This is a genomic window from Devosia sp. Root685, assembly GCF_001427875.1.
In the GTDB taxonomy this organism is placed as follows: Bacteria; Pseudomonadota; Alphaproteobacteria; order Rhizobiales; family Devosiaceae; genus Devosia.
On record NZ_LMHK01000003.1, the window covers coordinates 119,981 to 146,530 of the forward strand.

At 61.5% G+C, this 26,550-nt stretch carries 28 protein-coding genes and 1 tRNA gene; 16 read left to right on the forward strand and 13 right to left on the reverse strand.

Annotation, left to right across the window (positions count from 1 at the left end; translation table 11 throughout):
- Positions 1–11 precede the first annotated feature (11 nt).
- The 3 genes from ASD83_RS15760 (at position 12) to ASD83_RS15770 (ending at position 3,756) form a co-directional block, all read left to right on the forward strand.
- On the forward strand, positions 12–1,610 hold the full coding sequence (locus tag ASD83_RS15760; RefSeq protein ID WP_056312689.1) for a DUF5060 domain-containing protein: 1,599 nt from the start codon (positions 12–14) through the stop codon (positions 1,608–1,610).
- On the forward strand, positions 1,607–3,118 hold the full coding sequence (locus tag ASD83_RS15765) for a DUF5060 domain-containing protein (protein ID WP_056312691.1): 1,512 nt from the start codon (positions 1,607–1,609) through the stop codon (positions 3,116–3,118). Before ASD83_RS15760 ends, ASD83_RS15765 begins: the two co-directional genes overlap by 4 nt.
- Before the next feature lie 167 nt (positions 3,119–3,285).
- Complete coding sequence (locus ASD83_RS15770) at positions 3,286–3,756, forward strand: VOC family protein (RefSeq protein WP_056312692.1); 471 nt, start codon at positions 3,286–3,288, stop codon at positions 3,754–3,756.
- 30 nt (positions 3,757–3,786) lie between these two features.
- On the opposite strand, the gene ASD83_RS15775 is transcribed toward ASD83_RS15770, so the two are convergent.
- Together ASD83_RS15775 and ASD83_RS15780 are read right to left on the reverse strand one after the other, a co-directional pair.
- Positions 3,787–4,488: a glutathione S-transferase N-terminal domain-containing protein gene (locus ASD83_RS15775; RefSeq protein ID WP_056312694.1), complete on the reverse strand. Its 702-nt coding sequence runs from the start codon at positions 4,486–4,488 to the stop codon at positions 3,787–3,789.
- A gap of 146 nt (positions 4,489–4,634) precedes the next feature.
- A tRNA-Gly gene (locus tag ASD83_RS15780) sits at positions 4,635–4,709 on the reverse strand.
- Positions 4,710–4,902: 193 nt separating this feature from the next.
- Here ASD83_RS15780 and ASD83_RS15785 point away from each other — a divergent pair.
- From ASD83_RS15785 to ASD83_RS15795, 3 genes are read left to right on the forward strand one after another with little or no spacing between them, the layout of a single operon-like run.
- On the forward strand, positions 4,903–5,847 hold the full coding sequence (locus ASD83_RS15785) for a thioredoxin family protein (RefSeq protein ID WP_056312696.1): 945 nt from the start codon (positions 4,903–4,905) through the stop codon (positions 5,845–5,847).
- Between the two features lie 10 nt (positions 5,848–5,857).
- Positions 5,858–6,523 (forward strand): LON peptidase substrate-binding domain-containing protein, encoded by a 666-nt coding sequence (locus ASD83_RS15790; protein ID WP_056312698.1) that lies wholly within the window; start codon positions 5,858–5,860, stop codon positions 6,521–6,523.
- Positions 6,523–6,756 carry a Trm112 family protein gene (locus tag ASD83_RS15795; protein ID WP_056312699.1) on the forward strand — a complete coding sequence of 78 codons (234 nt, stop codon included), beginning with the start codon at positions 6,523–6,525 and terminating at the stop codon, positions 6,754–6,756. The genes ASD83_RS15790 and ASD83_RS15795 overlap by 1 nt, the downstream gene beginning before the upstream one ends.
- Here ASD83_RS15795 and ASD83_RS15800 read toward each other — a convergent pair.
- Positions 6,753–7,967, reverse strand: a complete 1,215-nt coding sequence (locus ASD83_RS15800; RefSeq protein WP_056313303.1) for an FAD-dependent monooxygenase — start codon at positions 7,965–7,967, stop codon at positions 6,753–6,755. The genes ASD83_RS15795 and ASD83_RS15800 overlap by 4 nt on opposite strands.
- A gap of 280 nt (positions 7,968–8,247) precedes the next feature.
- Between ASD83_RS15800 and ASD83_RS15805 the strand changes: the two genes are divergently transcribed.
- The 3 genes from ASD83_RS15805 to ASD83_RS15815 all read left to right on the forward strand — a co-directional run bounded on the left by ASD83_RS15805 (position 8,248) and on the right by ASD83_RS15815 (position 12,940).
- Positions 8,248–8,586, forward strand: coding sequence for a P-II family nitrogen regulator (locus ASD83_RS15805; RefSeq protein WP_046142773.1), 339 nt, complete (start codon positions 8,248–8,250; stop codon positions 8,584–8,586).
- Positions 8,587–8,613: 27 nt separating this feature from the next.
- Positions 8,614–9,954, forward strand: coding sequence for an ammonium transporter (locus tag ASD83_RS15810; RefSeq protein WP_056312701.1), 1,341 nt, complete (start codon positions 8,614–8,616; stop codon positions 9,952–9,954).
- Positions 9,955–10,300: 346 nt separating this feature from the next.
- Entirely contained in the window at positions 10,301–12,940 is a 2,640-nt protein-coding gene (locus ASD83_RS15815; RefSeq protein ID WP_056313305.1) for an FtsK/SpoIIIE family DNA translocase, read from the forward strand.
- 264 nt (positions 12,941–13,204) lie between these two features.
- On the opposite strand, the gene ASD83_RS15820 is transcribed toward ASD83_RS15815, so the two are convergent.
- Positions 13,205–13,504: a hypothetical protein gene (locus tag ASD83_RS15820; RefSeq protein ID WP_056312703.1), complete on the reverse strand. Its 300-nt coding sequence runs from the start codon at positions 13,502–13,504 to the stop codon at positions 13,205–13,207.
- 98 nt (positions 13,505–13,602) lie between these two features.
- Here ASD83_RS15820 and ASD83_RS15825 point away from each other — a divergent pair, with 98 nt between their 5' ends.
- Entirely contained in the window at positions 13,603–14,238 is a 636-nt protein-coding gene (locus ASD83_RS15825; protein WP_056312705.1) for a LolA family protein, read from the forward strand.
- A gap of 204 nt (positions 14,239–14,442) precedes the next feature.
- On the opposite strand, the gene ASD83_RS15830 is transcribed toward ASD83_RS15825, so the two are convergent.
- Positions 14,443–15,255 (reverse strand): undecaprenyl-diphosphate phosphatase, encoded by an 813-nt coding sequence (locus ASD83_RS15830; protein WP_056312707.1) that lies wholly within the window; start codon positions 15,253–15,255, stop codon positions 14,443–14,445.
- Between the two features lie 113 nt (positions 15,256–15,368).
- Here ASD83_RS15830 and ASD83_RS15835 point away from each other — a divergent pair, with 113 nt between their 5' ends.
- The 4 genes from ASD83_RS15835 to ASD83_RS15850 are packed head-to-tail and all read left to right on the forward strand — an operon-like array spanning position 15,369 to position 18,078.
- Positions 15,369–16,046 (forward strand): glutathione S-transferase family protein, encoded by a 678-nt coding sequence (locus ASD83_RS15835; protein ID WP_056312709.1) that lies wholly within the window; start codon positions 15,369–15,371, stop codon positions 16,044–16,046.
- A 15-nt stretch (positions 16,047–16,061) separates the two neighbouring features.
- Positions 16,062–16,931 carry an SDR family oxidoreductase gene (locus ASD83_RS15840; protein WP_056312711.1) on the forward strand — a complete coding sequence of 290 codons (870 nt, stop codon included), beginning with the start codon at positions 16,062–16,064 and terminating at the stop codon, positions 16,929–16,931.
- Positions 16,928–17,581, forward strand: coding sequence for a GNAT family N-acetyltransferase (locus ASD83_RS15845; RefSeq protein WP_056312713.1), 654 nt, complete (start codon positions 16,928–16,930; stop codon positions 17,579–17,581). Before ASD83_RS15840 ends, ASD83_RS15845 begins: the two co-directional genes overlap by 4 nt.
- A complete protein-coding gene (locus ASD83_RS15850; RefSeq protein WP_056312715.1) occupies positions 17,578–18,078 on the forward strand; it encodes a DUF6886 family protein in 501 nt (166 codons plus the stop codon). The genes ASD83_RS15845 and ASD83_RS15850 overlap by 4 nt, the downstream gene beginning before the upstream one ends.
- Before the next feature lie 299 nt (positions 18,079–18,377).
- Here the strand turns inward: ASD83_RS15850 and ASD83_RS15855 are convergent, their stop codons facing one another.
- Positions 18,378–19,148, reverse strand: a complete 771-nt coding sequence (locus tag ASD83_RS15855; RefSeq protein ID WP_056312717.1) for an alpha/beta hydrolase — start codon at positions 19,146–19,148, stop codon at positions 18,378–18,380.
- 165 nt (positions 19,149–19,313) lie between these two features.
- On the opposite strand from ASD83_RS15855, the gene infC reads away from it, so the two are divergent.
- Positions 19,314–19,850, forward strand: coding sequence for a translation initiation factor IF-3 (gene infC, locus ASD83_RS15860; protein WP_200946532.1), 537 nt, complete (start codon positions 19,314–19,316; stop codon positions 19,848–19,850).
- 196 nt (positions 19,851–20,046) lie between these two features.
- Here the strand turns inward: infC and ASD83_RS15865 are convergent, their stop codons facing one another.
- Entirely contained in the window at positions 20,047–20,685 is a 639-nt protein-coding gene (locus ASD83_RS15865) for an NADPH-dependent F420 reductase (RefSeq protein ID WP_413813503.1), read from the reverse strand.
- 75 nt (positions 20,686–20,760) lie between these two features.
- On the opposite strand from ASD83_RS15865, the gene ASD83_RS15870 reads away from it, so the two are divergent.
- The gene (locus ASD83_RS15870; protein WP_056312723.1) at positions 20,761–21,654 is read left to right on the forward strand and encodes a LysR family transcriptional regulator; all 894 of its coding nucleotides are present in this window, start codon (positions 20,761–20,763) and stop codon (positions 21,652–21,654) included.
- Here the strand turns inward: ASD83_RS15870 and ASD83_RS15875 are convergent.
- The 6 genes from ASD83_RS15875 to ubiE form a co-directional block, all read right to left on the reverse strand.
- Entirely contained in the window at positions 21,648–22,379 is a 732-nt protein-coding gene (locus ASD83_RS15875; protein ID WP_056312725.1) for a HesA/MoeB/ThiF family protein, read from the reverse strand. The genes ASD83_RS15870 and ASD83_RS15875 overlap by 7 nt on opposite strands.
- Positions 22,369–23,124, reverse strand: coding sequence for a DUF2259 domain-containing protein (locus ASD83_RS21360; RefSeq protein ID WP_082561273.1), 756 nt, complete (start codon positions 23,122–23,124; stop codon positions 22,369–22,371). Before ASD83_RS21360 ends, ASD83_RS15875 begins: the two co-directional genes overlap by 11 nt.
- Positions 23,078–23,536: a dUTP diphosphatase gene (dut, locus tag ASD83_RS15885; protein ID WP_056312729.1), complete on the reverse strand. Its 459-nt coding sequence runs from the start codon at positions 23,534–23,536 to the stop codon at positions 23,078–23,080. The genes ASD83_RS21360 and dut overlap by 47 nt, the downstream gene beginning before the upstream one ends.
- Positions 23,533–24,129, reverse strand: a complete 597-nt coding sequence (locus tag ASD83_RS15890) for a hypothetical protein (protein ID WP_056312731.1) — start codon at positions 24,127–24,129, stop codon at positions 23,533–23,535. The genes dut and ASD83_RS15890 overlap by 4 nt, the downstream gene beginning before the upstream one ends.
- A 63-nt stretch (positions 24,130–24,192) precedes the next feature.
- Positions 24,193–25,743 (reverse strand): 2-polyprenylphenol 6-hydroxylase, encoded by a 1,551-nt coding sequence (gene ubiB / locus ASD83_RS15895; protein WP_056312732.1) that lies wholly within the window; start codon positions 25,741–25,743, stop codon positions 24,193–24,195.
- Positions 25,744–25,746: 3 nt separating this feature from the next.
- Positions 25,747–26,511, reverse strand: a complete 765-nt coding sequence (ubiE, locus tag ASD83_RS15900) for a bifunctional demethylmenaquinone methyltransferase/2-methoxy-6-polyprenyl-1,4-benzoquinol methylase UbiE (protein ID WP_056312735.1) — start codon at positions 26,509–26,511, stop codon at positions 25,747–25,749.
- Between the last annotated feature and the right edge of the window lie 39 nt (positions 26,512–26,550).

Here is a 26,550-nt window from a genome sequence, read left to right on the forward strand (position 1 = left end):
GGGACAGAAAGATGACCAATTCGGTTTCTGCCAATGGCGCCGCGTCGCTGTGGGCCACGTATGAACTCACCCTAAACGGCCCGAGCGAGGGCAATCCATTTCAGGACGTCGAGCTGCGCGCGACCTTTACCCAAGGCGATAAAACGGTACGGGTGAACGGCTTTTACGATGGCGACGGCGATTACAAACTGCGCTTCCTGCCCGACACGACGGGTACCTGGTCCTACGTGACGAAGAGCAATGTCTCGGCGCTTGATGGGGTAAGCGGCAGCTTGGAGGTTGGTGCGGCCAAGCCCGGTCATCATGGGCCGGTGCGCGTCTCCAACCGCCACCATTTCCGTTATGCCGATGGCACGCGCTACATCAATATCGGCACCACGGCCTATGTCTGGAACCTGCAGGGCGACGCGATGGAGGAGGAGACGCTGGCAACGCTGGCGGATGGGCCTTTCACAAAAATCCGCATGTGCGTGTTCCCAAAACACTATCGCTACAACGAGAACGAGCCAGAGCGTTATCCCTTCCCGGTGACGAAGACGGGATCAAGCGAATGGACCGGCCGCTTCGGCGGCGAGTTCGGCTGGGAATTCGATTTCTCGCGCTTTGAGCCCGATTATTTCCGGCACCTCGAAAAGCGCATCAACCAGCTGGCCGAGATCGGCGTCGAAGCCGACCTGATCATCTTCCACCCCTATGACCGCTGGGGTTTTTCGCGGATGAGCCCGGCCGAGGATGATGCTTACCTGAAATATCTCGTGGCGCGCCTCGCGGCCTTCCCCAATGTCTGGTGGTCGATGGCCAATGAATATGACCTGATGCCATCGAAGACGATGGCGGACTGGGATCGGTTCATCCACATCACGTCCGACAATGATCCCTTCGGGCACCTTCTCAGCGTGCACAATTGTTTTGCCTTTTATGACCACAACCATCCCCGCATCACCCATTCGAGCATCCAGCGCTCGGGGGCCAATCTCTCGGCCCTGTGGCGGGAAAAGTACGGCAAACCCGTCTCGATCGACGAGTGCTGCTACGAGGGCGATATCGCTGAACTTTGGGGCAATATTTCCGGGCAGAAAATGGTGCGCCGTTTTTGGGACGGCACCGTCAATGGCGGTTACGTCACGCATGGCGAAACCTACTATAATGACGAAGAAAATCTTTGGTGGGCCAAGGGTGGCAAGCTGACTGGCGAGAGCGTCGCGCGCATCGCTTTTCTCCGCAAAATTTTGGAAGACGGTCCGGATGAGGGGCTCGATCCCGTCAAATCGACCGGCGCTTATCGGACGACCATTGTCGGCGGGCTCGATAATGTTGTCTTGGCCCAATTGTTTCAGCCTGCGGCGGGCGAAGAGGATTGGCCGCGGGTGCAAGCCTGGTTCGCGACGGCCGGCCAGCCGCATCGCTACTATCTGAGCTATCTCGGCGAGAACCAGCCGAACGAATTCGCGGTGGCGACCCCGCCAGGCGAAAAATATTCGGCGACGCTGATCGACACCTGGGAAATGACCGAGAAGACATTGGCCGATAGCGTCGAGCGCGGCGATGTCCTGCATTTTTCGCCAAAGCCCTACCAAGCCCTGCTGTTCAAGCGCGTCGACGGAGAATGAGCATGTCTACCACAGCGCAATGGGATGTGTTTGAAGCCAGTTTTGAGGGCCCCTCGGGCGGCAATCCGTTTCTCGAGGTGACGCTGGAGGCTTTCTTTCAGCAAAAGAGCCGTACCGTGCGCGTGCCCGGCTTTTATGATGGCGACGGGATTTTCCGTATTCGCTTCATGCCGGACAATGCGGGCGAGTGGACGTTTTCGACCAAGTCCAATGTGGCGGAACTGAACGGCAAGACCGGCAGTTTTTCCGTCACCGCGCCGCGTGCAGGCGTCCATGGCCCGGTGCGGGTCGCCAACAAATTCCACTTTGCCTACGCCGATGGCACGCCGTTTTTGTCCTTCGGCACCACCTGCTATGCCTGGACGCATCAGCCGCTGGGCGAACAGCAGAAGACACTGGAAACGCTTGAGAAGACGCGTTTCAACAAACTACGCATGGGCGTCTTTCCCAAGGACTATCCCTACAATGTCAACGAGGCGCTGCACGACGTCTATCAGAAGGGCAGTGACGGGAAATTCGACTTCGACCGGCCCAATCCCGAGAGTTTCCGGCATTTTGAAAACCAGGTGAAGGCGCTGGGGGAGATGGGGATCGAAGCCGATATCATCATCTTCCACCCCTACGACCGCTGGGGTTACTGCGACATGAGCGAGACGCAGGACTACGCCTATGTAAAATATCTCGCCGCGCGGCTTTCGGCCTATCGCAATGTCTGGTGGTCGCTCGCCAACGAGTATGACTTCCTGCTCAATACCAAGCCGATGCACCAGTGGGAGCGCTATTTTCATATCCTCGAAGAGAACGATCCCTATGGGCATCTGCGCTCGATCCACAATGGCGACCCGGAGGCCAATTACGATCATCGCAAGCCTTGGGTGACCCATGTCTGCATCCAGCACTGGGATGTGAAGCGGACCGGGGAATGGCGGCTGGCTTACGGAAAACCGGTGGTCAATGACGAGCCCGAATATGAGGGCAATATCATCCAGGTCTGGGGGAATATTTCCGCCGAGGAGCTGGTGCACCGCTTTTGGGTGACGGCAATGCGCGGCGGCTATACCGGGCACGGCGAGACCTTTTCCAATCCCGATGATCTCATCTGGTGGGCCAAGGGCGGGGAACTGCATGGCGAGGCCTGGAAGCGCATCGGCTTCCTCCGCGATCTCATGGAAGAAGACGCCAAGCACGGTTTCGAGCCGATCGATCCGCAGACGCGCTATCCGTGGAACCGTGTTTCAGGGGCGCGCGATGGCGACACGACGATTGTCTATTTTGGCGAGCACCAGCCGGTGATCTGGGCCTCGGGCCTGCCCAAGGACGATGGAAAATACCGGGTAGACCTGATCGATACCTGGAACATGACGGTGGAGCCGGCAAAGATCGTGCCGGCGCCGGCAAATCATCCGACGCGGCATGGGGCGGTGGTCGTGGCGCGCAAGCCCGACGCCGCCTTTGCGGTCGAACTGCCGGGGCGGCCGCATCTGGCCATTCGCATCCGGCCGGCATAGCGCTTTTCGTCGATAGATTCTCAACCACCAGCTGTCACCCCGGCGAAGGCCGGGGGGGCCACCGAGGTGGGGTTGGCACTGACGAAATGCTAAATCGTCGCGACCATGTCGAAGTCCAAAACGTTGAATCGTCTTGAAGGCAGACGGTTCAACAGGAGGACGAAACGATGAAGGTCACCCAGCATCTCTGGTTTGAAAAAGACATGGACGCGGCGATAAAATTCTATACGTCGCTGATTCCAGGCTCGAAGATCGAATGGGTCTCGGCCATTCCGGCTGATAATCCCAGCGGCCCGGCCGGCAGTGTCGGCATGGCCGCCTTCACCATTGGCGACCAGCGCTATATGGCGATCGAGGCGGGTCCGCTCGACCCCTTCAACCACAGTTTTTCGATTCTGGTCGAAGTCGACACCCAGGCCGAGATCGACCGGCTCTGGGATGCGCTGAAAGAGGGCGGCTCGACCGAGCAATGCGGCTGGCTGAAGGACCGCTGGGGCCTCTCCTGGCAGATTACCCCCAAGCGCCTGGGCGAACTGATGATGGACCCCGATCCGGCTGTGTCGAAACGCGTCACCGAGGCCATGCTGAAACAGGTAAAATTCGACATCTCGGCGCTGGAAGCGGCGGCGAGGGGCTGACCAAAGGCCCTGCCGCCGCTTGTGGCAAAATTAGTCGGCGGCAGGAATGAGCAAACCGCGCTGCACTGCGGGGCGGGCGAGGCCGCGTTCGAGCCATGCCGGCACGTTTTTGAGCGTGTGATAGGCGACGAGATCGCCCGCGCCATAAAAGCCGATGAGATTGCGGACCCAGCCCAGCGTCGCGATATCGGCGATGGAATAGTCGTCCATGATCCAGTCGCGGGTTTCGAGGCGCTTTTCCAGCACGTCGAGCAGCCGTCGCGATTCGGCGCTGTAGCGTTCGAGCGGGCGCTTGTCCTCAAATTCCCGCCCTGCGAATTTGTGGAAGAAACCGACCTGGCCGAACATCGGGCCGATGGCGGCCATCTGGAAAAACACCCACTGGATGGTCTCGTAGCGCAGCGCCGGGTCCTGGGGCAGGAATTTGCCGGTCTTTTCAGCCAGATACAAAAGAATGGCGCCCGATTCGAACAGCGCCAGCGGCTTGCCGCCGGGGCCGTTGGGATCGATGATTGCCGGAATCTTGCCGTTTGGATTGAGCGCGAGGAATTCGGGCGTCCAGGTCTCGTTCTTGCCGATCTGGATCGCATGCGCCTCATAGGGCAAGCCCGTTTCTTCGAGCATGATCGAGACTTTCACCCCATTGGGCGTCGGCCAGGAATAAAGCTGCAGGCGATCGGGATGCGCCGCCGGCCAGCGCTGGGCGATGGGGAATTGCGACAGGTCGGTCATGGCGTTCTCGTGTTTCAATGGCCTCAAGGGGCGCCAGCTAGATCGCGAGTCGGTCCATTGGGCAATGGGAACGCCATGCCTTGGAAAAACAAAAAGGGTCCCGAAGGACCCTTTGTTTCTCCCTAGGCTTGCCAACCTGGGAGAATTGGAGCGGGCGAAGGGATTCGAACCCTCGACCCTAACCTTGGCAAGGTTATGCTCTACCCCTGAGCTACACCCGCATCCGTGTCGCCGCGCCTTGAAGCGCTTCAACGAGGCGCTATATGCCTAATCATCAGACCGATTGCAACCCCAGTTCTTCGCTTTCATGTCATCTTGTTGAAAGCCTGTGGGAATGAGGACTTGCAACCGGGTTGAGGCGGGCGCAAAAAGGCCCGCGACTGCTCCCTCAATGCCCATTCGCGAGAGCTCTTTATGTCGATTTCCCTCAACGGCGCCGCCGGCGCTGCCCCGGCCGCTCCCGTCGGTCTCATCAGCGAATCCTCCGATGCCGGCTTCCGCGCCGATGTGCTCGAAGCCTCGCGCGATGTTCCGGTTCTCGTCGATTTCTGGGCGCCCTGGTGCGGTCCCTGCCGCCAATTGACCCCCGCGCTTGAAAAGGTGGTCAACGAAAAGGCCGGCAAGATCAAACTGGTCAAGATCAATATCGACGACCATCCCGGCGTTGCCGGACAATTGGGCGTGCAGTCCATTCCCGCGGTTTTTGCCTTCTCCGGCGGCCGTCCGGTCGACGGTTTCATGGGCGCCATGCCCGAAGGCGAAGTGCGCAAATTCGCCGACAAGGTGATTGCCGCAGCCCCCGCGGGCGCGCCGCCGGCCGATTCCATCGAAGCCCAGATTGCCGATGCGCTAAAAGTTGCGGAAGAAGCGTTTGCGGCCGGCGATCTCGGCCAGGCCGCGCAGATTTTCGGCATGGTCTTGCAACACTCTCCCGAAAACGAACTGGCCCTGATTGGTCTCTCGCGCGTTTATGTCGAGGCCGGTGAATTCGATCAGGCGCGGGCAACGCTCGATATGGTGCCCGAGGACAAGCGCAAGGGCGAAGCCTATACGACCATTGCCAATACCATTCGCCTCCAGGACGAAGCGTCCGGCCTGTCCGAATCGGCTTCGCTCGAGGCCGCAATTGCGGCGGACCCGGACAATCATCAGGCGCGGTTTGATCTGGCGGTCGTGCTCAACGCCGAAGGCAAGCGCGTCGAGGCGGCCGAGGCTCTGGTCGCCATCTTCAAGCGCGACCGCACCTGGAACGAAGACGGCGCGCGCAAGAAGCTGCTCGAATTCTTCGAGGCCTGGGGCGCCAAGGATCCGGCTACTCTCAAGGGCCGGCGCCTCCTTTCCGCGGCCCTTTTCTCCTAGGACTAAAAATATGCCGCAGCGCCCCACCAGCCCTGCCCAGGTGCCGGAACTGGTCCCGATCTTTCCGCTGAGCGGGGCGCTGCTGCTGCCCTATTCGCACCGGCCGCTCAATATTTTCGAGCCGCGCTATATCGAGATGGTCGATTTCGCGCTGTCGACCGATAGGTTGATCGGGCTGATCCAGCCCGAAGACGCGAGCGAAGAAAGCCCGGTTGGGCAAGTGCCGCTCCATAAGGTCGGCTGTCTTGGCCGGATGACGCATTTCGAGGAAAGCGGCGACGGACGCTATTTCGTCATTCTTGAAGGGGTGACGCGGTTTCGCATCCGCGAAGAACTGGACCGTGGCACCGCCTATCGCCAGGCGAAAATTTCCGTGGAAGGCTTTGAGGCTGATTTCATCCGCAATGATGGGGAAGCAGTGGTCGACCGGGTGCGGTTCGTCAAAATGATGCGCGACTATGCCGAATTCGCCAGCATCGATCTCAACTGGGAAGAGATCGAGCGCACCGGCACGGCGGATCTCGTCAATTTCTGCGCCATGGTTTCGCCCTACGGGCCGGCCGAAAAGCAGGTACTGCTCGAAGCGCAGACGCTCAACGACCGGGCGGAAACGCTGATCGCCATGACCGAATATGAAATGGCCGGCGGCGGCAAAGGCGCCGTGCCGCTCAACTGATGGCGGAAACCCCGGCCGATCCCCGCCACATCGTCGACCGGCAGGTGCTCGAAATGCTGGTCTGTCCGCTGACCAAGACGCGGTTGACGCTCTCGGGCGACCACAAGGAACTGATCTCAATTGCCGCGCGGTTGGCTTTTCCCATTGTGCAGGGCGTGCCGCTATTGAGTCTCGAAGAAGCGCGCAATGTCGAGCCGGAAGAGTTGCAGACGCTTTCGCGCCAGCCGCACTAGATCGGCAGGCCGCTCAAGAGTTTTGGGCCGTTTTGCGAGACGCCCGCGGCGGCGCGGATCATCGCGTCCTTGAGCGGACCGGCGCGATCGACCAGCCCGAGGCCGAAATCGCGGATGGCGCGCACGGGGGCGACATCGTTGGAAAAGAGCCGGTTCATGCCATCGGTCACCATGACCATGCTGGCCGTATCGAGGCGGCGCCAGGCCTGATAGCGGGCGAGAACATCGTTGCTGCCGTGATCGAGCCCGAGGCGAATGGCATCGACGATCACTTCGGCCAGCGCCGCGACATCCTTCAAACCGAGATTGAGTCCCTGCCCGGCGATGGGGTGGACCACATGGGCCGCATCGCCGACCAGCGCCAGACGCGGCCCGACGAAATCGCGGGCGATCTGCAGGCGCAGCGGAAACCCCATCAATTTGTCTTCGAGCGTGACGGCGCCGAGGCTTGACCCCATGACGGCCTCGATTTCGAGGGCCAGTTGGTCGCTGTCCATGGCGAGGAATGCCTTGGCGTTCTCGCTTGTCTCGGTCCAGACGAGCGAGGAGCGATTGCCCTTGAGCGGGAGGCTCGCAAAGGGGCCGGAGGGTCGGAAATGTTCGTAGGCGACCCCGTCATGGGCCAGCTCATGCGCGATGGTCGCAACGAGCCCGGTCTGGTGATAGTCGTGGCCCGATGTCGTAATGCCGGCGCGCTGGCGCAGCGCCGATTGCGCGCCGTCCGCAGCAACGATCACAGGCGCGACGATTGTCCGTCCATCGGCAAGGGTGAGCCGGCCTTCCGACCAATCGGCAATGTCGGCGGGGGCGATGACGGTGACGAGGCCGCCCATGGCCCCGAGGAGGGCTGCCTGACTTGCCGTATTAGGCACCATATGGGCAAAGGCCTCGCCGGGCGCGACCTCGCCGTCAAATTGCAGAAAAAGCGGACGCGCGATGTCGCCACTGCCCGAATCGGTAATGCGCATGGCGGTGATCGGCTGGGACTGCGCCTCCATCTCCCCCCAGACGCCGAGCGCGTCGAAAACCCGGCGCACACCTGCGGCGATCGCCGAGGCGCGATTGTCTTTGGGGACGCTCAGCGGCCGGCGGTCGATGAGAGCGACCCGCATGCCGCGCATGGATTGAACCAGCGCCAGCGCCAGGGTCATGCCCACCGGCCCGCCGCCAACAATTGCCACGTCGAAATGCTCCGGTGCCGCTGCGCTCATCGCCGTCTCCTTGCGTCTTTCATTCATTGTCGGGCGCAGGGCGCTCCGGTGCAAGTGCGCCCAATGCCGCGGCGTCAATTGTGGTGTTTAAAAAACAGGCAAATATCGGTTCGTGCGCACAAAAAAGCGGCGCACTTCTGCCCAAATGCGAGTCGCTGCTTCGCGGTCTCTGGTTAAGCCATTGTAAAAGTGGCGAAAATCCGTGCCCTTTGGTTTGGCACGGCACTTGAATTCATGTCGCCATACCGAAACGCGCCGGAGCGGCGCCAAAGGGGGTCAAATGAAACTGGTGGTTGCCATCATAAAGCCGTCGCGGCTGGAAGAGGTCCGGCAGGCGCTCAATTCTCTCGACGTTCACGGCATGACCGTGACCGAGGTGAAGGGCTACGGACGTCAGAAGGGTCATTCGGAAATCTATCGCGGCACCGAATATGCCGTGCATTTCCTGCCCAAGCTGAAGCTCGAAATCGCTGTCGATGACAGCCTCGCCGACCAGGTGAGCAATGCCATTCGCGACTCGGCCCAGACCGGCCGCATCGGCGACGGCAAGATTTTCGTGCTCGATCTGCTCGCGGTCACCCGTATTCGCACCGGTGAAACCGGCGCGTCCGCCCTCTAGGCCCTTCCCCAACTGGAGACAAGAACAATGAAGATGTCCAAACTCTTGGGGAGTGCTGCGCTGGCCTCCCTGCTGCTGGCCCTTCCGGCCTTTGCCCAGGACGCGGCGCCCGAAGTTGCCGCTGCTGCCGAGGAAGTCGCCACCATCGATACCGGCGATACCGCCTGGATGATCGTTTCGACCCTGCTCGTCATTCTGATGACCATCCCGGGCGTTGCTCTGTTCTACGGCGGCCTCGTCCGCGGCAAGAACGTCTTGTCCGTCGTCACCCAGGTGTTCGGCGCCTTCTCGATGATCGCCCTTCTCTGGGTGGCCTATGGCTATTCGCTGGCCTTCTCGGGCCCGTCCGAAGGCGGTATCTCGGCCTTCATCGGTGACTTCTCCAACCTCTTCTTGGCCAATGTGACCCCTGATTCGGTTTCGGGCACGATCCCCGAACTGGTCTTCGTGGTCTTCCAGCTGACCTTTGCCTGTATCACGGCGACCCTGGTCGTTGGCGGCATTGCCGAGCGCATGAAGTTCGGTGCGGTCATGGCGTTCCTCGCCATCTGGTTCACCTTCGCCTATCTGCCGATAGCCCACATGGTGTGGTCGGGTGCGGGCCTGTTCTTCAACATGGGCGCCCTCGACTTTGCCGGCGGCACCGTCGTGCATATCAACTCCGGTGTGGCCGCTCTCGTCGCCGCCATCGTGCTCGGGCCACGTCTTGGCTACATGAAGGAGCCGATCGCTCCGCATAACCTGATCTTCGTGTTCATCGGCGCTTCGCTCCTCTGGGTTGGCTGGTTCGGCTTCAACGCTGGTTCGGCACTCGGGGCCAATGGCCTTGCGGCTCAAGCCTTCCTCAACACCATCACTGCGCCTGCCGCTGCCGCCATTGCCTGGGCCGTCGGCGAAAAGATCACCCGTGGCCATGCTTCGGCCCTGGGCTTTGTTTCGGGCGCCGTTGCCGGTCTCGTGGCCATCACCCCGGCCGCCGGCTTTGCCGGTACCTTCGGCTCGATCGTTCTGGGTGCCGTCACCGGTTTCGTCTGCCTCTGGGCCGTCGTCACCCTCAAGCCGATGCTCAAATATGACGACTCGCTCGACGTGTTCGGCATCCACGGCGTGGGCGGCATTGTCGGCGCCATCGGCACGGCCATCGTCGCTGACCCGGCTCTGGGCGGCTTTGGTGCCGAGGGCTACGCCATGGGCGGCCAGCTGGTCACCCAGTTCCTGGCCGTTATCGTTGCCATCGTCTGGTCCGGTGTCGTGGCCCTGGTTGCCATGCTCATCGTCAAGGCCATCTTCGGCGGTGCTCGCGTCAGCGAGGCCGGCGAAAGCGATGGTCTCGATCTCACGAGCCACGGCGAACGCGCCTACAACTGATCCCTCCCCGGCAGGCGGCGCTTCGGTGCCGCCTGCCAACGCTTTCTCGCGGTGTGCGGCCTGCTTCCTCTTGGCCCGCCACAGAGGCTTCCCACGCACAATGGTGGGCCGCACTCCCTGGGAAAGCTTAGCGGACGAAGCAGAAATTTCTCGTTCTGATGATGCTCTGGTCGATGGTTAGCACGAGATTAACCACCTCGCTCTAGCATGGCAGGCGATACGGGGACCGCGAATGGGTCGTGTCCCCCGAACAGTAATGCGTGTCATGCCCAGCCATCCCGTTCCGACGCTCGATGATGTTCGCCCCGTGCCGCCGCGTGGGTCTGCCCGCCAAAAGGCGCAGGCCATGCCTAAGCCCGCGCCGGTTATCGCCATCCGCATTCCGCTCAGAATCGCCGGCATGGTGCTCTTGGGCGTCGTCACGATCCTGCTGCTCTCGCTGAGCTCCTGGTCGGTCGATGACCCCTCGCTTTCCTATGCCACGGGCAAGATTGCGGAAAACTGGCTCGGTTATCCCGGCGCCGTCATTGCCGATCTGGTTTTTCAGTTCCTCGGGCTTGGCGGCATTGTCGCCATCGTGCCGCCGGCGCTCTGGAGCTGGGCGCTGCTGCGAAAACGCCGGCTGACCCATGTCGTGCTGCGCAGCCTCTCCTGGCTCGGCGCTATCCTGCTTTCGACCGGGGTTTTTTCGTTCCTGCCGACCCCGGCAAGCTGGCCGCTGCCGACCGGACTCGGTGGGCTTGCGGGCATGCTCTTCACCAATCTTGCCGCCATGATCGCCGGCGCCGACCCACAGCCGATCACCGGCGCGCTTTTCGCCGTCATCATCGCCGTACCCGCTTTTGCGCTTCTCTGGATCGCCATGGGCCTTGGCACCTCCGTGCCCGCCATGCCGGCCAAGGGCTCCCGCAAATCGGCGCAGGTTGAGGAAGACGACGAGCGCGAAGCCAATCCGCTGATGGAAGTGGCGCTCGGCGCCGTGGTGCATATGGGCTATTCCATGCGCACCGCCTGGCGCCGTGCCCGTGCCGCCCAGGCGGCCCGCCACGAGGAAGAGGAAGAATGGCGCGAGCACGGCCAGGAGCCGGACCTCGACGTTTCCGTCACCTCGCGCGGCCCCGGCGCCGAAGAGCCGGCTTTTGCGCCCACCCAGCGGCGTATTCATGCCCCGGTCGAGCCGGCTTTCGAAGCCTCGCCCGTGGTATCGCCGCGCATCAATGCGGGTCCGGCTTATGGCGAAACCGAAATCGATTATCCCGACGAAGCCGAGGATGATTCGATCCCCTTCGAGCCGGACATGCCGATCGCCCAGCACCCGGCCGTGGCCAATCATACCCAGCGCGGCGATTCGCGCTTTCAGCCGGTCGATCACACCGCCCCGCGCGTTACCGCGCCCGCGCCCCGCCCGGCACAGGGCCAGCGCCAGTTCCGCGAAGCCCAGCCGAGCCTCCTCGATGAGCCGCAAGGCTTTGAGCTGCCGGCGCTGAGCCTGCTTGCCGAACCCAAGCGCTCCGGACCCTCGGCCGAGCATGCGCCCGAACGGCTCGAAGCGATGGCGCGCCGTCTCGAAGAGGTTTTGAGCGACTTTGGCGTCAAGGGCGACATCATCAATGTCCGCCCCGGCCCGGTCGTCACCCTGTTCGAGCTGGAGCCGGCTCCCGGGATCAAGTCCTCACGCGTCATTTCGCTGGCCGACGATATTGCCCGCTCCATGTCGGCCATTTCCGCCCGCGTCGCTGTGGTGCCGGGCCGCAATGCCATCGGCATCGAACTGCCCAACCAGACGCGCGAAACCGTCTATTTCCGCGAAATGCTGGCCTCGTCCGACTTCGAGAAGATGAAGGGCAAGCTGCCGATCTGCCTCGGCAAGACCATTGGCGGCGAGCCGATCATCGCCGATCTCGCGCGCATGCCGCACTTGCTGATCGCCGGTACCACCGGCTCGGGCAAGTCGGTGGGTATCAATACCTTCATTCTCTCGCTGCTCTACCAGATGACGCCCGAGCAGTGCCGCATGATCATGATCGATCCCAAAATGCTCGAGCTCTCGATCTATGATGGCATTCCGCATCTGCTCACCCCGGTCGTGACCGACCCGCAAAAGGCCGTGGTGGCGCTCAAATGGGCCGTGCGCGAGATGGAAGATCGCTATCGCAAGATGAGCAAGATCGGGGTGCGCAATATCGATGGTTTCAACCAGCGCGTCTCGGAAGCGGCCAAGGAAGGCCGCACCATCAGCCGTACCGTGCAGACCGGCTTTGATCGCGAAACCGGCGAGGCGATCTACGAGAGCGAAGAATTCGATCTCGCACCGCTCCCCTATATCGTCGTGATCGTTGACGAAATGGCCGACCTGATGATGGTTGCCGGCAAGGACATCGAAGGCGCCATTCAGCGCCTTGCCCAGATGGCCCGCGCCGCCGGCATCCATATCGTCACCGCCACCCAGCGCCCCTCCGTCGACGTCATCACCGGCACGATCAAGGCCAATTTCCCCACGCGTATCTCGTTCATGGTGACCAGCAAAATCGACTCGCGCACGATTCTGGGCGAGCAGGGCGCCGAGCAGCTCCTGGGCAATGGCGACATGCTCTATATGGCCTCGGGCGGCCGCACCAAGCGCCTCCATGGCGCCTTCGTGTCGGACAACGAGGTCGAGGCGGTGGTCAATCATCTCAAGAGCCAGGGCGCCCCGGATTATCTCGATTCGGTCACCGCCGACGAAGACGAAGGCGGCATGGATGCCGGCGGGTCCGGCGGGGGCGACGATTATGCGGGCTCGGGCGACGAGCTCTATGACAAGGCCGTGCATGTCGTTCTCACCGACAAGAAGGCCTCCACCTCCTATGTGCAGCGGCGCCTGGCCATCGGCTACAACAAGGCGGCAACGCTGATCGAGCGCATGGAACGCGAGGGCGTCATCAGCCCGGCCAACCATGCCGGCAAGCGCGAAATCCTGGTCGGGAACAATGCCGACGGCTACTAGGTAGTTTTACTAATGAATTGAAAAGCCTCGGTTTTGCGCCGAGGCTTTTGCTTTTGGTGGGCGGAGCGTCTACCCCCACCTAACCTCCCCCTGCAGAGGGGGAGGGACGCATTGAGTTTGCCGCGATGGTGGTGAGCCACCGGCAGATCCCTCCCCCTTCAGGGGCTTCGAACCGGCCGCAGGCAAAATTGCGCCAGTGGCGCAATTTTAGGCGAGAAGGCCGCGAGGGCTACGCCCGAGTGGCTAGCCAGGTGGGGGTCTTGTTCAGCAGGTGAGTGGGTCCGCTACGGCTTCGAACTGGCGCGGACCGGCCCAGCCGGGCTCTTGTTTTTTCGGCGTATCGACGATCCGCACGATGAGCGTGCATGCGCCAGAGCGCACCGAATAGATATCGGGCTCGCTCGTCTCGATGGCGTCGATGAGGTTGCCGATGCCCAGAACCTCGGTCGCGACGTTCAGGACGGCGGCAAATTCGGCGCTTCGCTGGTATTGCGGTGGCAGGGCCGCGAAGGCTGGCAGCGTCGTCCCAAAAAGCAGCGTTAAGCACATCACCAATTTGCGCATTGTCGTCCCCCTCCGGCCGGTGGAACTTTCCACCTCTTGCCGCAATTGCTTCCTAGGTTAGTTTATCAGACTAAAAACCCAGCGAGGATATCCCGCCGATGATTCGCCGCCATGCTCTCCTTCTTGGTGTTGCCGCCGTTTTGGCTCCCATCGTGCCGGCCCTGGCTCAGGGACGGACACTGACGCCAGAAGAGCAGCAGCTCATCACCGAGATCAACACGCATAATTCGGCAATCCGCACCATGGTGGGCCGGTTTCTCCAGATCGACACCAATGGCGGGCGCACCGAAGGCACGTTCTTCCTCGAACGGCCGGACAAGGTGCGCTTCCGCTATAATCCGCCCAGCCGGGAAGAAATCGTCTCGGTGGGCCGTGGCTTCTACGTGCTCAACCGGCAGGAAGAGACTTATTACGCCTATCCGCAGGACACGATCCCGTTGCGCCAGTTCTTGGGCGATCAGATCAACCTCATGAATGCCAATGTGATCGATGTCACGACCTCGGACGGCTATATGGCCATTACCATCATCGACGAGACGGTGGCCGGCACGGTGCAGGTGTCGCTGATTTTCGACGTCGAGACCAAGGACCTGGCGCAGTGGAGCCTGGTTGAGCCCAGCGGCTCGGAGCTGACCTTTTCGCTTTATGACGTCGAAAAGGGCGTCGAAATTCCGCGCTCGTATTTTTCGATTCCAGCGACCTATAAGGGCGTTGATCCCTCGACGCGGCGGTAAGAGATCGACACGTGAAATGAAAAAGCCCTCCGTTAGGAGGGCTTTTGTTTCAGTAGTCCTCATGGTGAGGTGCTTTGCGCAGCAAAGCCTCGAACCACGAGGACGTGGCAGGGAAACATCGGGGCACGCCCCCGCCCTTCGAGGCTACGCTGCGCTCCGCGCCTCAGGATGAGGGCTACTGAGCAAGGTCATGGGCTTTAGGGGCTATCGCCCGAAGAAATAAATCCCCACCAGCCCAAAGATACCCACAGCAATGCGCCACCAGGCGAAGGGGGCGAAACCGTAGCGGGAGACGAAGTTGAGGAGGTAGCGCACGACGATCGCGCCGACGACGAAGGCGGCGGCAAAGCCCACGGCGACATTGAGGGCAATGGACGCGTCGATCAGGTCGCGGCTCTTGTAGAGGTCATAGCCGAAAGCGCCGACCATGATGGGGAGAGCGACGAAAAACGTGAACTCGGCCGCCGCGCGCTTGGAGGCGCCAAAGAGCATGCCGCCGACAACAGTCGAGCCGGAACGCGAAACACCGGGGATCAACGAGATCATCTGGAATAGACCGATGATCGCCGCCAGGTGCCAGGGAAAAGTGTAGATATCGTCGTACTTTGGTTGCAACTTCAGGCGATCGACCACAAGGAGGACAAAGCCGCCGATGAGCAGCGACCAGCAGATCAACGCCGCTGATTCCCAAAGGTCACCCTGGATGAAATCGCGCAGGAGCACCCCCGCGATCACCGCCGGGACGCAGGCGATAACCACCGTGAGAGCGAACTGCCAGGCATAGGCCTTGCCGGTCAGAGCATCGCGAATGAGCATGCCCAATTTGGCGAAATAGACCGTGACCACAGCAAGAATTGCGCCCAATTGGATGAGCACAACGAAGGTCGCCGGCTGGGTCAGGCCGAAGAAATGACCTGCTAACAAAAGGTGACCAGTGGAGCTGACCGGTAGGAATTCGGTAAGGCCTTCCAGAATTCCCAGAATAAGGGGCACAAAAAGACCTTGATCCGCGTTCATCTGATCTCCTAACTCGTCTCTTGGGCCGTTTTGCCCCCTCTCTTAACGGTGTTCGTCTACCGCGCCAAGCGAGGGACCAAGCAAGGCAGCTTCGCGTCAACCGGGGCCCCTTCATGCCGACACTCGTGCACCATCCTCTCGATCCCGCCTCGCGGCTTATTCGGCTCATGTGTGCCGAATATGGCGTGCCGCTGGACGTGGAGGAGATCAAGCCCTGGCTGCGTGAACCGCATCTGCTGGACCTCAACCCTGCGGCAACCTTGCCTATCCTGGTGACCGACGATGAGGTGCCGATCATCGGCATTCTCGCCTCGATCCATGTTGTGGAAGATATCTACACCCTTGAAACCGTTGGCGGTTTGATGCCGACCCATCCGCTTGATCGCGCCGAAATGTGGCGGCTGGTCGAATGGATGCTGGTCAAATTCAACGACGAAGTGACGCGCTATCTCGTTGAGGAAAAAATCGCCAAACGCGATCTCAAGGGCGCGACGCCCGAACCCTCGGTTTTGCGGGCGGCCAAGGCCAACCTTGCCGAGCATATGCTCTATTTCAACTGGCTGCTGGCAAGCCGCAAATGGCTGGCCGGCGAAGAGATGACGCTGGCCGATTTTGCCCTGGCCGCGCATTTGTCCACGCTTGATTATCTCGGCGATATCGATTGGTCGAAGGCCGCCGAGACGCGCGACTGGTATTCGCGGCTGAAATCGCGCCCGGCCTTCCGGACCCTCCTCAACGACCGCGTCGTTGCCATGCCGCCGAGCAAGGGATATGCCGACCTCGACTTTTAGGGCCGGGGATAGATTATGCGCACGTTCTTTTTCGGCCTTGGCTATTCGTCGCAGGCGAGTGCGCAACTCATGCAAATGAGTGGCGAGTTCGCTAGCACACTGGGAACAGTGAGAACGTCGGACAAGGCCAATCGGTTAACAAAAAGCGGTCTTTCCGCAGTCGTCTTCGACGGCACTGCGCCGGGGCCCGACGTAGCCGCAGTGCTGCGGGATAGCACGCATGTGGTGGTCTCGATCGCGCCCGACGAAACCGGCGATGTGGTGTTGCGCCACCATCGTGCCGATCTCGACGCCATGCCCAATTTGCAATGGCTCTGCTATTATTCCACGGTCGGGGTCTACGGGGATTTCGGCGGCGCCTGGATCGACGAATCAGCGCCGCTGAGCCCGCGCAATCTGCGCTCGGGCGTGCGCGCCAGCGCCGAAGAAGAGTGGATCGACTATGCGCGGGCACGCGGTGTGCCGCTCTGTATTCTGCGCCTCGCCGGCATCTATGGGCCGGGACGCTCGAGCTTTGACAAATTGGCCGATGGCACGGCGCGGCGGGTGATAAAACCGGGGCAGGTATTCAATCGCATCCATGTGGAAGACATTGCCCGCGTAACCATGCTGGCGACGGAGCGGCGGCTCGACGGGATTTTCAATCTCGCTGACGATGCGCCGGGACCGCCCCAGGATCTCATTACTTATGCGGCCGAAAAGATGGGCGTGGAGCCGCCGGCCGAGGTGGATTTCGAGACGGCCGAGATGACGCCGATGGCGCGCAGTTTTTATCGCGACAATAAGCGGGTTTCGAACAGGGCGATCAAGCAAGCGCTGGGGATCGAACTGCTTTATCCCAACTATCAAGCCGGGCTCGAAGCCATCTGGAAGGCGTTTCGATGAGCGTCAAACCCGCAAAGTCTGCACCTGAGCGGATCGTGCTCGAAGGGCGATATGTGCGATTGGAGCCGCTGGACAGGCGCCATGCGGCGGACTTGCTGGCCGTTTCCACGATGGAAGGCGGCGCCGAGCGCTATCGCTGGCTTTTTAGCAACGCGCCGGTGAGCGTGGCGGACATGGAAGCCCGCATCGAGGAGGCCAATGCCGGGACCGACCCCGCCTATGTGGCCATCATCGACAAAGCCAGTGGCAAGGCACTGGGCCAGCAGGGCTGGATGCGCATTCGCCCGGAACACGGCTCCATCGAGATCGGCGGGGTCTATTGGGGACTGCCCATGGCGCGCACGCAAATGGCGACCGAGGCGCTCTATCTCTTTGCGCGCCATGCCTTTGATGACCTCGGCTATCGGCGTTTCGAGTGGAAATGCAATGATCGCAACGAGCCCTCGAAGGCCGCGGCGACGCGCTTTGGCTTCAAGCATGAGGGCGTGTTTCGCCAGGACATGATCATCAAGGGCGAGAGCCGCGATACGGCCTGGTTCTCGATTGTGGACGGCGAATGGCCGGCACTGCGGGCCGAATATGAGCGCTGGCTGAGCCCCGACAATTTTGATGATGCCGGGCAGCAGAAGAGCCGGCTTGCGACGCGGTGAAGCTGTTTCATCTCAGCGATGATCCCACTATTGCCCGCTTCGAGCCCCGGCCCTCGGCCTATACCGCCGAGCCGGTGGTCTGGGCGATTTCGGACCAGCGGATTGCGAACTACCTACTGCCACGCCATTGCCCGCGCGTGTGCTTTCGCGCCGGGCCGGAAAGCCTGGGCGCGGATATTGAGCGGTTTCTCAGTGACGAAACCGCGGTGATTGCTATCGAGGCGGATTGGCGGGTGCGGGTGCAGAATGAAAAGCTGCATCGCTATGTCATGCCCAAAGACGGCTTCGTGCTGCAGGACGAGGGCGCGGGCTATTGGGTGTCCTATGGCGCCATAGAACCGCTGGCGATGGAGGTTTTGGACGATCTGCCGGGGGCGATTGCGGCCGAAGGTGTGACGCTAAAAGTGCTGCCGTCGCTGTGGGCGCTTCATGATGGGGTGAAAGCGTCGAGCCTGATGTTCTCGATGATCCGGATGCGGAATGCGGGGGCGCGATAGTATCGCGCGGGCTGCACCACCCCCTCCCATCCTCCCCCATCAAGGGGGAGGTGTTGCATCCAGTGTTTGCCAACATCTCGGGTCGACCACTGTCTCTTCACCTCCCCCTTTGATGGGGGAGTGTTTACTTTGGACTTCGCTGGTTCATCCTCTTTCACCGCGTCATTCCCGCGAAAGCGGGAATCTCTGTTTCGGTGCAAGGGGATTCCCGCTTTCGCGGGAATGACGCCGAGGTTGTTAAGAGCGCTGAGCAGTCCAAAGTAAACAGTCCCCTTGATGGGGAGGGCGGGAGGGTGTGTCTACGGCATCATCCCCAGCACTGCCTGCCGCAACCTTTCCAGATCTCCCTCACGACTGAGCCTATGGTCCCCGTCGGGGATCAGCGTGAACGTGACGGGATCGTGGAGGATGTGCGTCAGCAGCTTTTGCGCATGGGCGGGGGGCACGTCCGGGTCTTGGCCGCCTTGGAGGATATGGACGGGGCAGCCGGTTTCGATGACGCGGCCGAAGAGCTGGTGGTTCTCGCCGTCCTCGAGCAGGGTTTTGGTATAGCGATAGTCGCCGTCGCCATATTGGCTCAGGCGCTCGACAAAGCCCTGTTCGGCAAGGGCGGAAAACTGTTCGGGCGTGAAGCGGGTGGGGATGAGGTCGCGTGTCGCATCGACCGCCGGGGCGATGAGGATCAGGCCCAGCAAACGCTTTTCGCCGGTTTCGAGCAGATGCCGGGCGAGGAGCAAGGCGAGCCAGCCGCCCATCGAGGAGCCGATAACGATTTGCGGTCCGTGGGTCTGGTTGAAGACCGCGATGGTTTCTTCGAGCCAGCGGGTGATGGTGCCGTGGTCGAATTCGCCCCCCGACTCGCCATGGCCGGAATAATCGAATCGCGTCACCTCAAAGCCCATCTCGGCGCCAAATGTGTCGAGGGCGCTGGCTTTGAGCCCGGTCATTACCGAGCGGAAACCATTGAGCCAGAAAAGTCCCGGGGTTTTTCCGGGGCGCTGGACATAGGCGATATTGCGGTGCTTTTCAGCTTCGCCAATGCTAAGGAACTGTGAGGGAAGGGAAGTCACGCGGAACTCTTTGGCCGTTTGCGATCTTTACCGGCAAACGAATAAGCGTTCCCCGGGCGCAACACCGGGAAAATCAGCATATCCGGCTGTTGACTTCTTAACCCGCTAACACGATTTTAGGCCCGAATTCACCCCCTCGCTTGAATAGCACAAGGAACGCTTGCCATTCGTCGTCCAATGAGACCAACGGCGCCCCAAAAAGATGGGCCGCTTGCCAATGAGGACATTACCAGCCCCGACGTCCAGCTTATCGATGCCGAAGGTGAAAACCGCGGCATAGTTTCAACGCGCGTCGCGCTTGCAGAAGCGCAGGAAGCCGGGCTCGACCTCGTGCTGATCGCCGCGAACTCTGCTCCGCCGGTCGCCAAGATGCTCGATCTTGGCCGTTTCAAATATGCTGCCCAGAAAAAGGCGGCCGAAGCGCGCAAGAAGCAGAAGGTCATCGAAGTCAAGGAAGTTCAGCTCCGGCCGAACATCGATACCCATGACTACGAGACCAAGATGAAAGCTGTGCAACGGTTCCTGGGCGAAGGCGACCGCGTGAAAGTGACGATGCGTTTCCGTGGCCGCGAAATGGCGCACCAGGACATCGGCATGTCGCTGCTCGTCAAGGTCAAGGAGCAGATGGAAACCATCGCCAAGGTGGAAAGCCAGCCCCGCTCCGAAGGCCGCCAGATGGTCATGGTGCTGGCGCCCAAGTAAGGCGACGGTATCTGTGGAATTGAAGAAGGCGGGCTTTTGGGCCCGCCTTTTTTGTTTTTTGGAGGTTCTACCTTCACGCCCCCCACCGGCTGTCATCCCGGCGAGGGCCGGGATCCATCTTGAGATCTCAGGATGGGCCCCGGCCTTCGCCGGGGTGACAATCGAGTGTGTGGCGGCGTCTGTGTCGAGCCGAGGATCAAACGCTCAGCCAGGCCGGCGCAATCGACGTGCCGCGGCCGAGGCCGTAGCCGAAGCGGATGTTGAGCATGCCGAGAGGTTCGAGGAGGCGGGCGGCGTCGAGCGTGCCGGTTTTTTCGACGGCAAAGCCGGCATTCTTGACCAGCGTTTCGACCTTTTCGAGGGCAGCGTCTTCGCCGGCGAGGAAAACGGGCACATTGGCCGTGTTGTCGCGGGGGGCGGCAAAGAGGCTGGCAAAGATGGTGTTGAAGGCCTTGACGACCTTGGCGCCGGGGGCGGCCTTCTGGATTTCTTCGGCAGCCGAGGTGTCAAAGCCGAAGGCAAGACCCGAAAAGTCCGGCTTTACCGGATTGGAGATATCGACGACCACCTTGCCATCCAGCGCCCCCGATTTTGCCAGCGCCAGCGCTGCGTCATAGGGCAGGGCGAGGATGACGGTATCGGCAGCGGCGATGGCGGCGTCGACGGACGCGCTCTTGGCGCCGATGTCCTGAGCGAGGGTCGTCGCAGCGGCTTCATTGCGGGCGGCGAGCACCAGATTGCCGTTGCCGGCAAGACGGCGGGCGAGGCCCGAACCCATATTTCCAAGACCGATGATTGCGGTGGTCATTTCTTCTCTCCGTGTGGCGGTTTCGATGAGAGGAAAATAGGGCTGGACGATTGCAACGTGAATGTCTTCAATGGTTGGAAGAGAAGTTCAAAAAAGTATCGAATGGTCGACCTCGTCAATTTGCGCACCTTTGTGACCGCGGCAACCTCAGGCAGCTTTTCCAAGGCTGCGGGGCGGCTCAACGTGTCGCCGGCCATGGTGGGGCGGCGCATCCTGGCGCTCGAAGCGGACTATGGCGTCAAACTGATCGAGCGCACGACGCGCAGCCAGCGGCTGACCGAGACGGGGCAGGCGTTTCTCGCCAAGGCGCTAAAAATCCTCGAGGAGGTGGAGCAGCTCGACGATATCGCCCATCCGCAGGCGGAGGATCTGGTCGGGCATATCAGGATCAGCGGCTCGACGACGCTGGGCGTCAAATTGCTCACCCCGGCTCTGGCGCGTTTTACCAATGCGCATCCTGCCGTTTCGGTGGAAATGACGCTGCTCGATCGCAATGTGGATCTGGTGGCCGAGGGGTTTGATCTGGCGTTTCGCATTGGCAATCTGAAGCCGTCGAGCCTGATCGCGCGGCGCATCGGCACCTATGATTTTGCTTGCTGCGCCTCGCCCGATTATCTGCGGCGCGCGGGGACGCCGGGCCATCCCGATGAATTGGGTAGGCATCGCTGCGTCATCAGCCTCAACCTTTCGCCGCGCGACCATTGGAGCTTTTGGGACGCTGGGGGGCGCGAGGTTTCGGCGGCGGTGAAGGGCAATTTTGGGGTCGATAATGGCGAGGCCATGCGCGCGGCGGCGCTGGAAGGCGTTGGGCTCGCCTATGCGCCGCGGGTGCTGGTGGAGGGAGATTTGGCCAGCGGCAGGCTGGTCGAGGTGCTTACGGGCTGGAAGAAACTCGCGCTGCCCATTCACGCGGTCTATCCCTCGCGCCAGTTCGTGCCGCGAAGATTGGCAGGGGTGATTGAGTGGGTGGCGCGGGAATTGCGGGAGCTTCAGTAGGCAATCTCGGAAAACTGCGCGTCGCGCGCGTCGTAGATAAGCGCCCGGCCGATCAGCGGCGTGCCGGTGCCGGTGATCAGTTTGATCGCTTCCATGGCCATGAGCGTGCCGATGACGCCGGTGACGGGCCCCAAAATGCCGTTGAGTTCGCAGGAGGGGAGGCTGTCGTCGTCGGCATCCTCGGAAAAGAGCGCGTCGTGGCGGGGGCCGCCGAGATGGGGGGCGAAGACGGTGACCTGGCCGGAAAACATCGAGACGGCGCCGGAGACGAGGGGCTTTTGCTGGGCTGCTGCTGCGGCGGCCACGAGGCGGCGGGTGACGAGATTGTCGGTGCCGTCGAGGACGAGATCGTAGGGCGCAAGAATATCCGCCGCATTGGCTGCGGTGACGGCCTCGGGGATGGCGTCTACGACCACGTGTGGATTGAGATTTTCCGCAAAACTTTTGGCGCTGTCCGCCTTTAGCGTGCCCAGGCCGGCCGTTGTGTGGACGATCTGGCGCTGCAGATTGGAAAGGGACACGCTGTCGGGATCGACAATGCCGAGCCGGCCGATCCCTGCCGCGGCGAGATAGGCGAGAGCCGGGCTGCCGAGGCCGCCGGCGCCGACAATGAGCACGCTGGCCGCCTTCAGTTTTTGCTGGGCGGTGCCACCAAACCCCTTGAGGACGAGGTGGCGCGCATAGCGGCGGGTTTCCTCGGGTGAAAGGGGAGAATCAGAAGGCAAGTGGCACCGCGAGGAAGCGGCGATCGGGGCCTTCAAAGCCGCCGCGCGTATAGGAGACGATGACGACGCCTGCGTGTTGCGACGCACCGATCCCCGGCACGAGCACGGCATAGGGCCGATAGGTGTATGGGCAGCTGCGCGAGCCCGGCAGGGTGTCCCCATCGCGGTGGAGACTTCTGGTTTCTTTGCCATCGAAGACGGTCAGTTCAAAGCCAAGCGGAGGATTGCCGAAATAGCCGGCGCAATCCTCGGAGGAGGTTGCGGCAAAGGTCGAGATTTCGAGCTGGTAGCTCGCGGTCTCCATCCCTGGACCCGGAATTGGGAACATGAAGGCGAGCCGGGCCGGATCTTCCTCGATTTCGCCATCGGCATTGAGCGCGGCGATTTCGGCGGGCACGAAGATCTTGTTATCGGCGATGAATTTCAGCGCCTCGCTATTGGCCTTCGAGCGGATGGCGAGGAGGTTTTCGCTGTCGTCGCCCTCCTCGGCCTGGGCGCGGATCGGGGTGCCATCGAGCCAGGAGTCGTTTTCGAGGTCGATGACGAAAATATTGGAATAGGCCGAACCAGAACCGTCCTGGATGCCGAATTCCTCGAAGGCGAAATATTTGGCATCGGGCGAAAAGCCGATGAAGTCGATCAAGGCCCGGTCACCCGCCAGAGCGGGTGAGGCCATCAGGCCAAAAAGCCCAAAAACACTAGCGACCCGTCGAGCCAAAACCACCAGAGCCGCGTTCGGTTTCATCGAGTTCCTCCACTTGGCCAAAGATCGGCTGCACCACGGGGGCGACGACCATCTGGGCGACGCGCTCGCCGCGGGTGACGACGAAATCCTCGGCGCCGAGATTGACGAGGATCACTTTTACTTCGCCGCGATAATCGGCATCGATCGTACCGGGCGAATTGAGCACCGTCACCCCATGCTTGGCGGCAAGGCCGGAACGGGGACGCACCTGCGCTTCGTAGCCGGCGGGTAGCGCCATGGCAAAGCCGCAGGGGATCAGCGCGCGGGCGCCGGGTTTTAGGGTGATGGGCGCGTCGGCATCGACCGCGGCGTAGAGATCGGCGCCGGCCGAGAGGGCGGTCTGCACTTTGGGCACGGAGAGGCCTGCGCCATGGGGGAGCCACTGGAGGGGAATCGAGATAGAACCGCTCATTTCGCGCGCACCACGGCAAAGAGTTCGTCCGGCAGATCGGCGGTGCCGTTGATCAGGTCGAGGAAAGGCAGCTCGGTTTCGGCCGATTTTTTGTCCGCGCTGATCTTCATATTGGTCTCGGTGATCTCGGCCCCGGTAATGCGGATCGTCACGCTATGGCCGGTGAAAAAGGCTTCCACCATCTGCTTGGTTTCCGCGTCCAATTCCTCGGAACTGAGTTCGCCCATCATGTCGGCGGTCGGCAGGGCGACACGCACCAGGCCCGGACCGGCCGGGGTGAAGACCAGGGCCTTCGACTCTTCGCCGGCGGTCAATTGCTCGAACGTGCCTGTTTCGGTCATGGTGCAGGTGGCGCTGCCATCGGCATTTTCGGTGAGCGTGCCGCCGGAGCAGAACTCGCCGGTGGCCGGTTCGCTTTCCGAGGCGTTCATCTTGAACATGGCGTAGAAATCGGCGCTCATGACCTGGGTCATCGTGGTTTTGGCCGTGGTTTGGCTGGTGAGCTCGATATCAACCTTTGCGTCGATGCAGCCGGCAAGCGAGGCGCCGAATGTCAGCATGGCGCCGAGTTTTGCGATGGTTTTGAAACCCATAAAAATCTCCGGAAGCCGATTGGCGGCAAACTAGGCGCGCGCGCACAAGGCGGCAAGCTGACGCTAAAAATTACCTGTGAGGAGGCGCCAGCCGGCCAGAACAAGCACCACGAAAGCCGCGGCCAGCACGGCAATGAGAGCGCTGTTGACGAAGCGGTTTGGCTGGTTTTTAGCCATCATGGCGCGATGCTCGGCCAGCGTCAGCTCTGCCTCGGCGATAAGCACAGGCACGCGGCCAAGCGCCTCGCTCATACGGGAAAAATGACCGGCAAACTCTTCGATACGGCCCACGGGGCCTTCCTCGCGGCGCAGCCAATCACCGACGACCGGCTCGGCGACGGTCCAGATATCGAGATCGGGATCGAGGTTTCGCGCCACGCCTTCGACCAGCACCATGGATTTTTGCAAGAGAACCAGCTCGGGGCGGGTCTGCATGTCAAAGAGTTCGGTGATGACGAAGAGCTGGCCCAAAACCTTGGCCATGGAAATGTCGGCGGCGGTGCGGCCATGCAGCGGTTCGCCGATCGAGCGGATGGCGAGGGTGAAATCGTCCACGGACTGGTGCTTTGGCACATAGCCGATGTCGAAATGGCGCTGGGCGACGAGGTGATAATCCCTGGTGATGAAACCGAACAGAATATCGGCGAGGAACTTTCGTTCGCGCTTGGAAATGCGGCCCATGATGCCGAAATCGACGGCGATCACGTCCCCGGTTTTCGGGTCGGCGAATAGATTGCCCGGGTGCATGTCGGCGTGGAAGAAGCCGTCGCGGATGGCGTGGCGGAGGAAGGACTGCAGCAGTTTTGAGGCCAGCGCCTTGCGATCGATCCCGGCGGCGTCGATGGCGGTGAGATCGCGGATCGGGATGCCATCGACCCAGGTGGTGGTGAGGACGTTTTGCGCGACCTGATCCCACTGGACGTCGGGAATGATGAAGCCGGTATCGTTTTTTATATTTTCGGCCAATTCCGAAATGGCTGCCGCTTCAAGGCGCAGGTCCAGTTCGATGCGCATGGAATGGTCGAGCGTCCTGACAACCTCGGTGGGTTTCAGGCGGCGGCTTGAGGGCGCGAACATTTCGGCCAGATGCGCGCCGGCATAGAGCGCCTTGGTGTCCGAATGGAAGCGTTCGGAGACGCCGGGGCGCAGCATTTTTATGGCGACGGTTTTCGGCAGCGCCCCGGGCTGGCGGAGTTTTGCCTTGTGCACCTGGGCGATGGAGGCGGCGGCGACGGGCTCGCTGATTTCAGTAAGAAGTTCGGCCTTGGGGCCGAGGGCAGTCGCCAAAATGCCGGGGACCAAGGCGGGGTCAAAGGGCGGCATGCGGTCTTGCAGGCCCGAGAGATCGGCCGCCGCCTGGGGGCCGACGATATCTGGGCGGGTGGCAAGGGTCTGGCCGAATTTGACAAAACTGGGCCCGAGCTTATTGAGCGCGGCATTGAGCCGGTCAACACGGCCGGTTTTTCGCACGCTCGGGCGCTCGACAACACGCGCAAGGCCAATGCCCAGCTTCATCGATGGCGGCAGCGATTCGGCAGGAAGCACGGAGAAGGCGCCTTCGCGCGCTAGCACCCAGCCGGCGTGGAAGAGACGGAAATAAGAGCCCAGACCCATCCCTTAAATCTTCCAGCCCGAAAACAGCGTCGCGATATTGCCCGAAAAGGCGGTGTGTTTGGTGCGCTTGAAGCCGGCCGTGTCGAGCATGGCGGTGAAGCGCGCGGGATCGGGAAATTTGCGGATCGATTCGACGAGATATTGATAGGGCTGCGCATCGCCGGTGACGGCGCGGCCCATGGGGGGGATGACAGTATCGGAGAAGGCGCGATAGACCGCGTCGAAGCCGGGAATATCGACTTGCGAAAACTCAAGGACCAAAATACGGCCGCCGCGCTTCAACACGCGATGGGCTTCGTTGAGGGCGGTCTGGATGCGCGGCACATTGCGGATGCCGAAGGCGATCGTATAGGCGTCGAACGAATTGCTCTCGAAGGGCAGTTCTTCGGCATTGGCTTCGACGAAACTGGCTTGGCTCGGATAGCGCCAGGTTTTTGCGCGCTCGGCGCCGACCCGCAGCATATCCGCATTGATGTCGGAAACGACGACTTCGGCATAGCCATGTGATGCATTGACGATGCGCTCGGCGACATCACCGGTGCCGCCGGCCATGTCGAGCACTTTATAGCCACGGCTGCCAGTGCGGGGCGGCGCGAGGTCGGCAATGAGGGCATCCTTCCAGAGGCGGTGGATGCCAAAGCTCATGAGATCATTCATCAGGTCGTAGCGATCCGCCACGTCGTGAAAGACCTTGTTGACGAGACCCTGCTTGTCTTCGAGCGCCACGGTCTGCTCGCCGAAATGGGTGGTTTCGCGCGCCTCGGTCATGGCTCATGCCTCTTTGCTAAACTGGAAGAAACATCCACA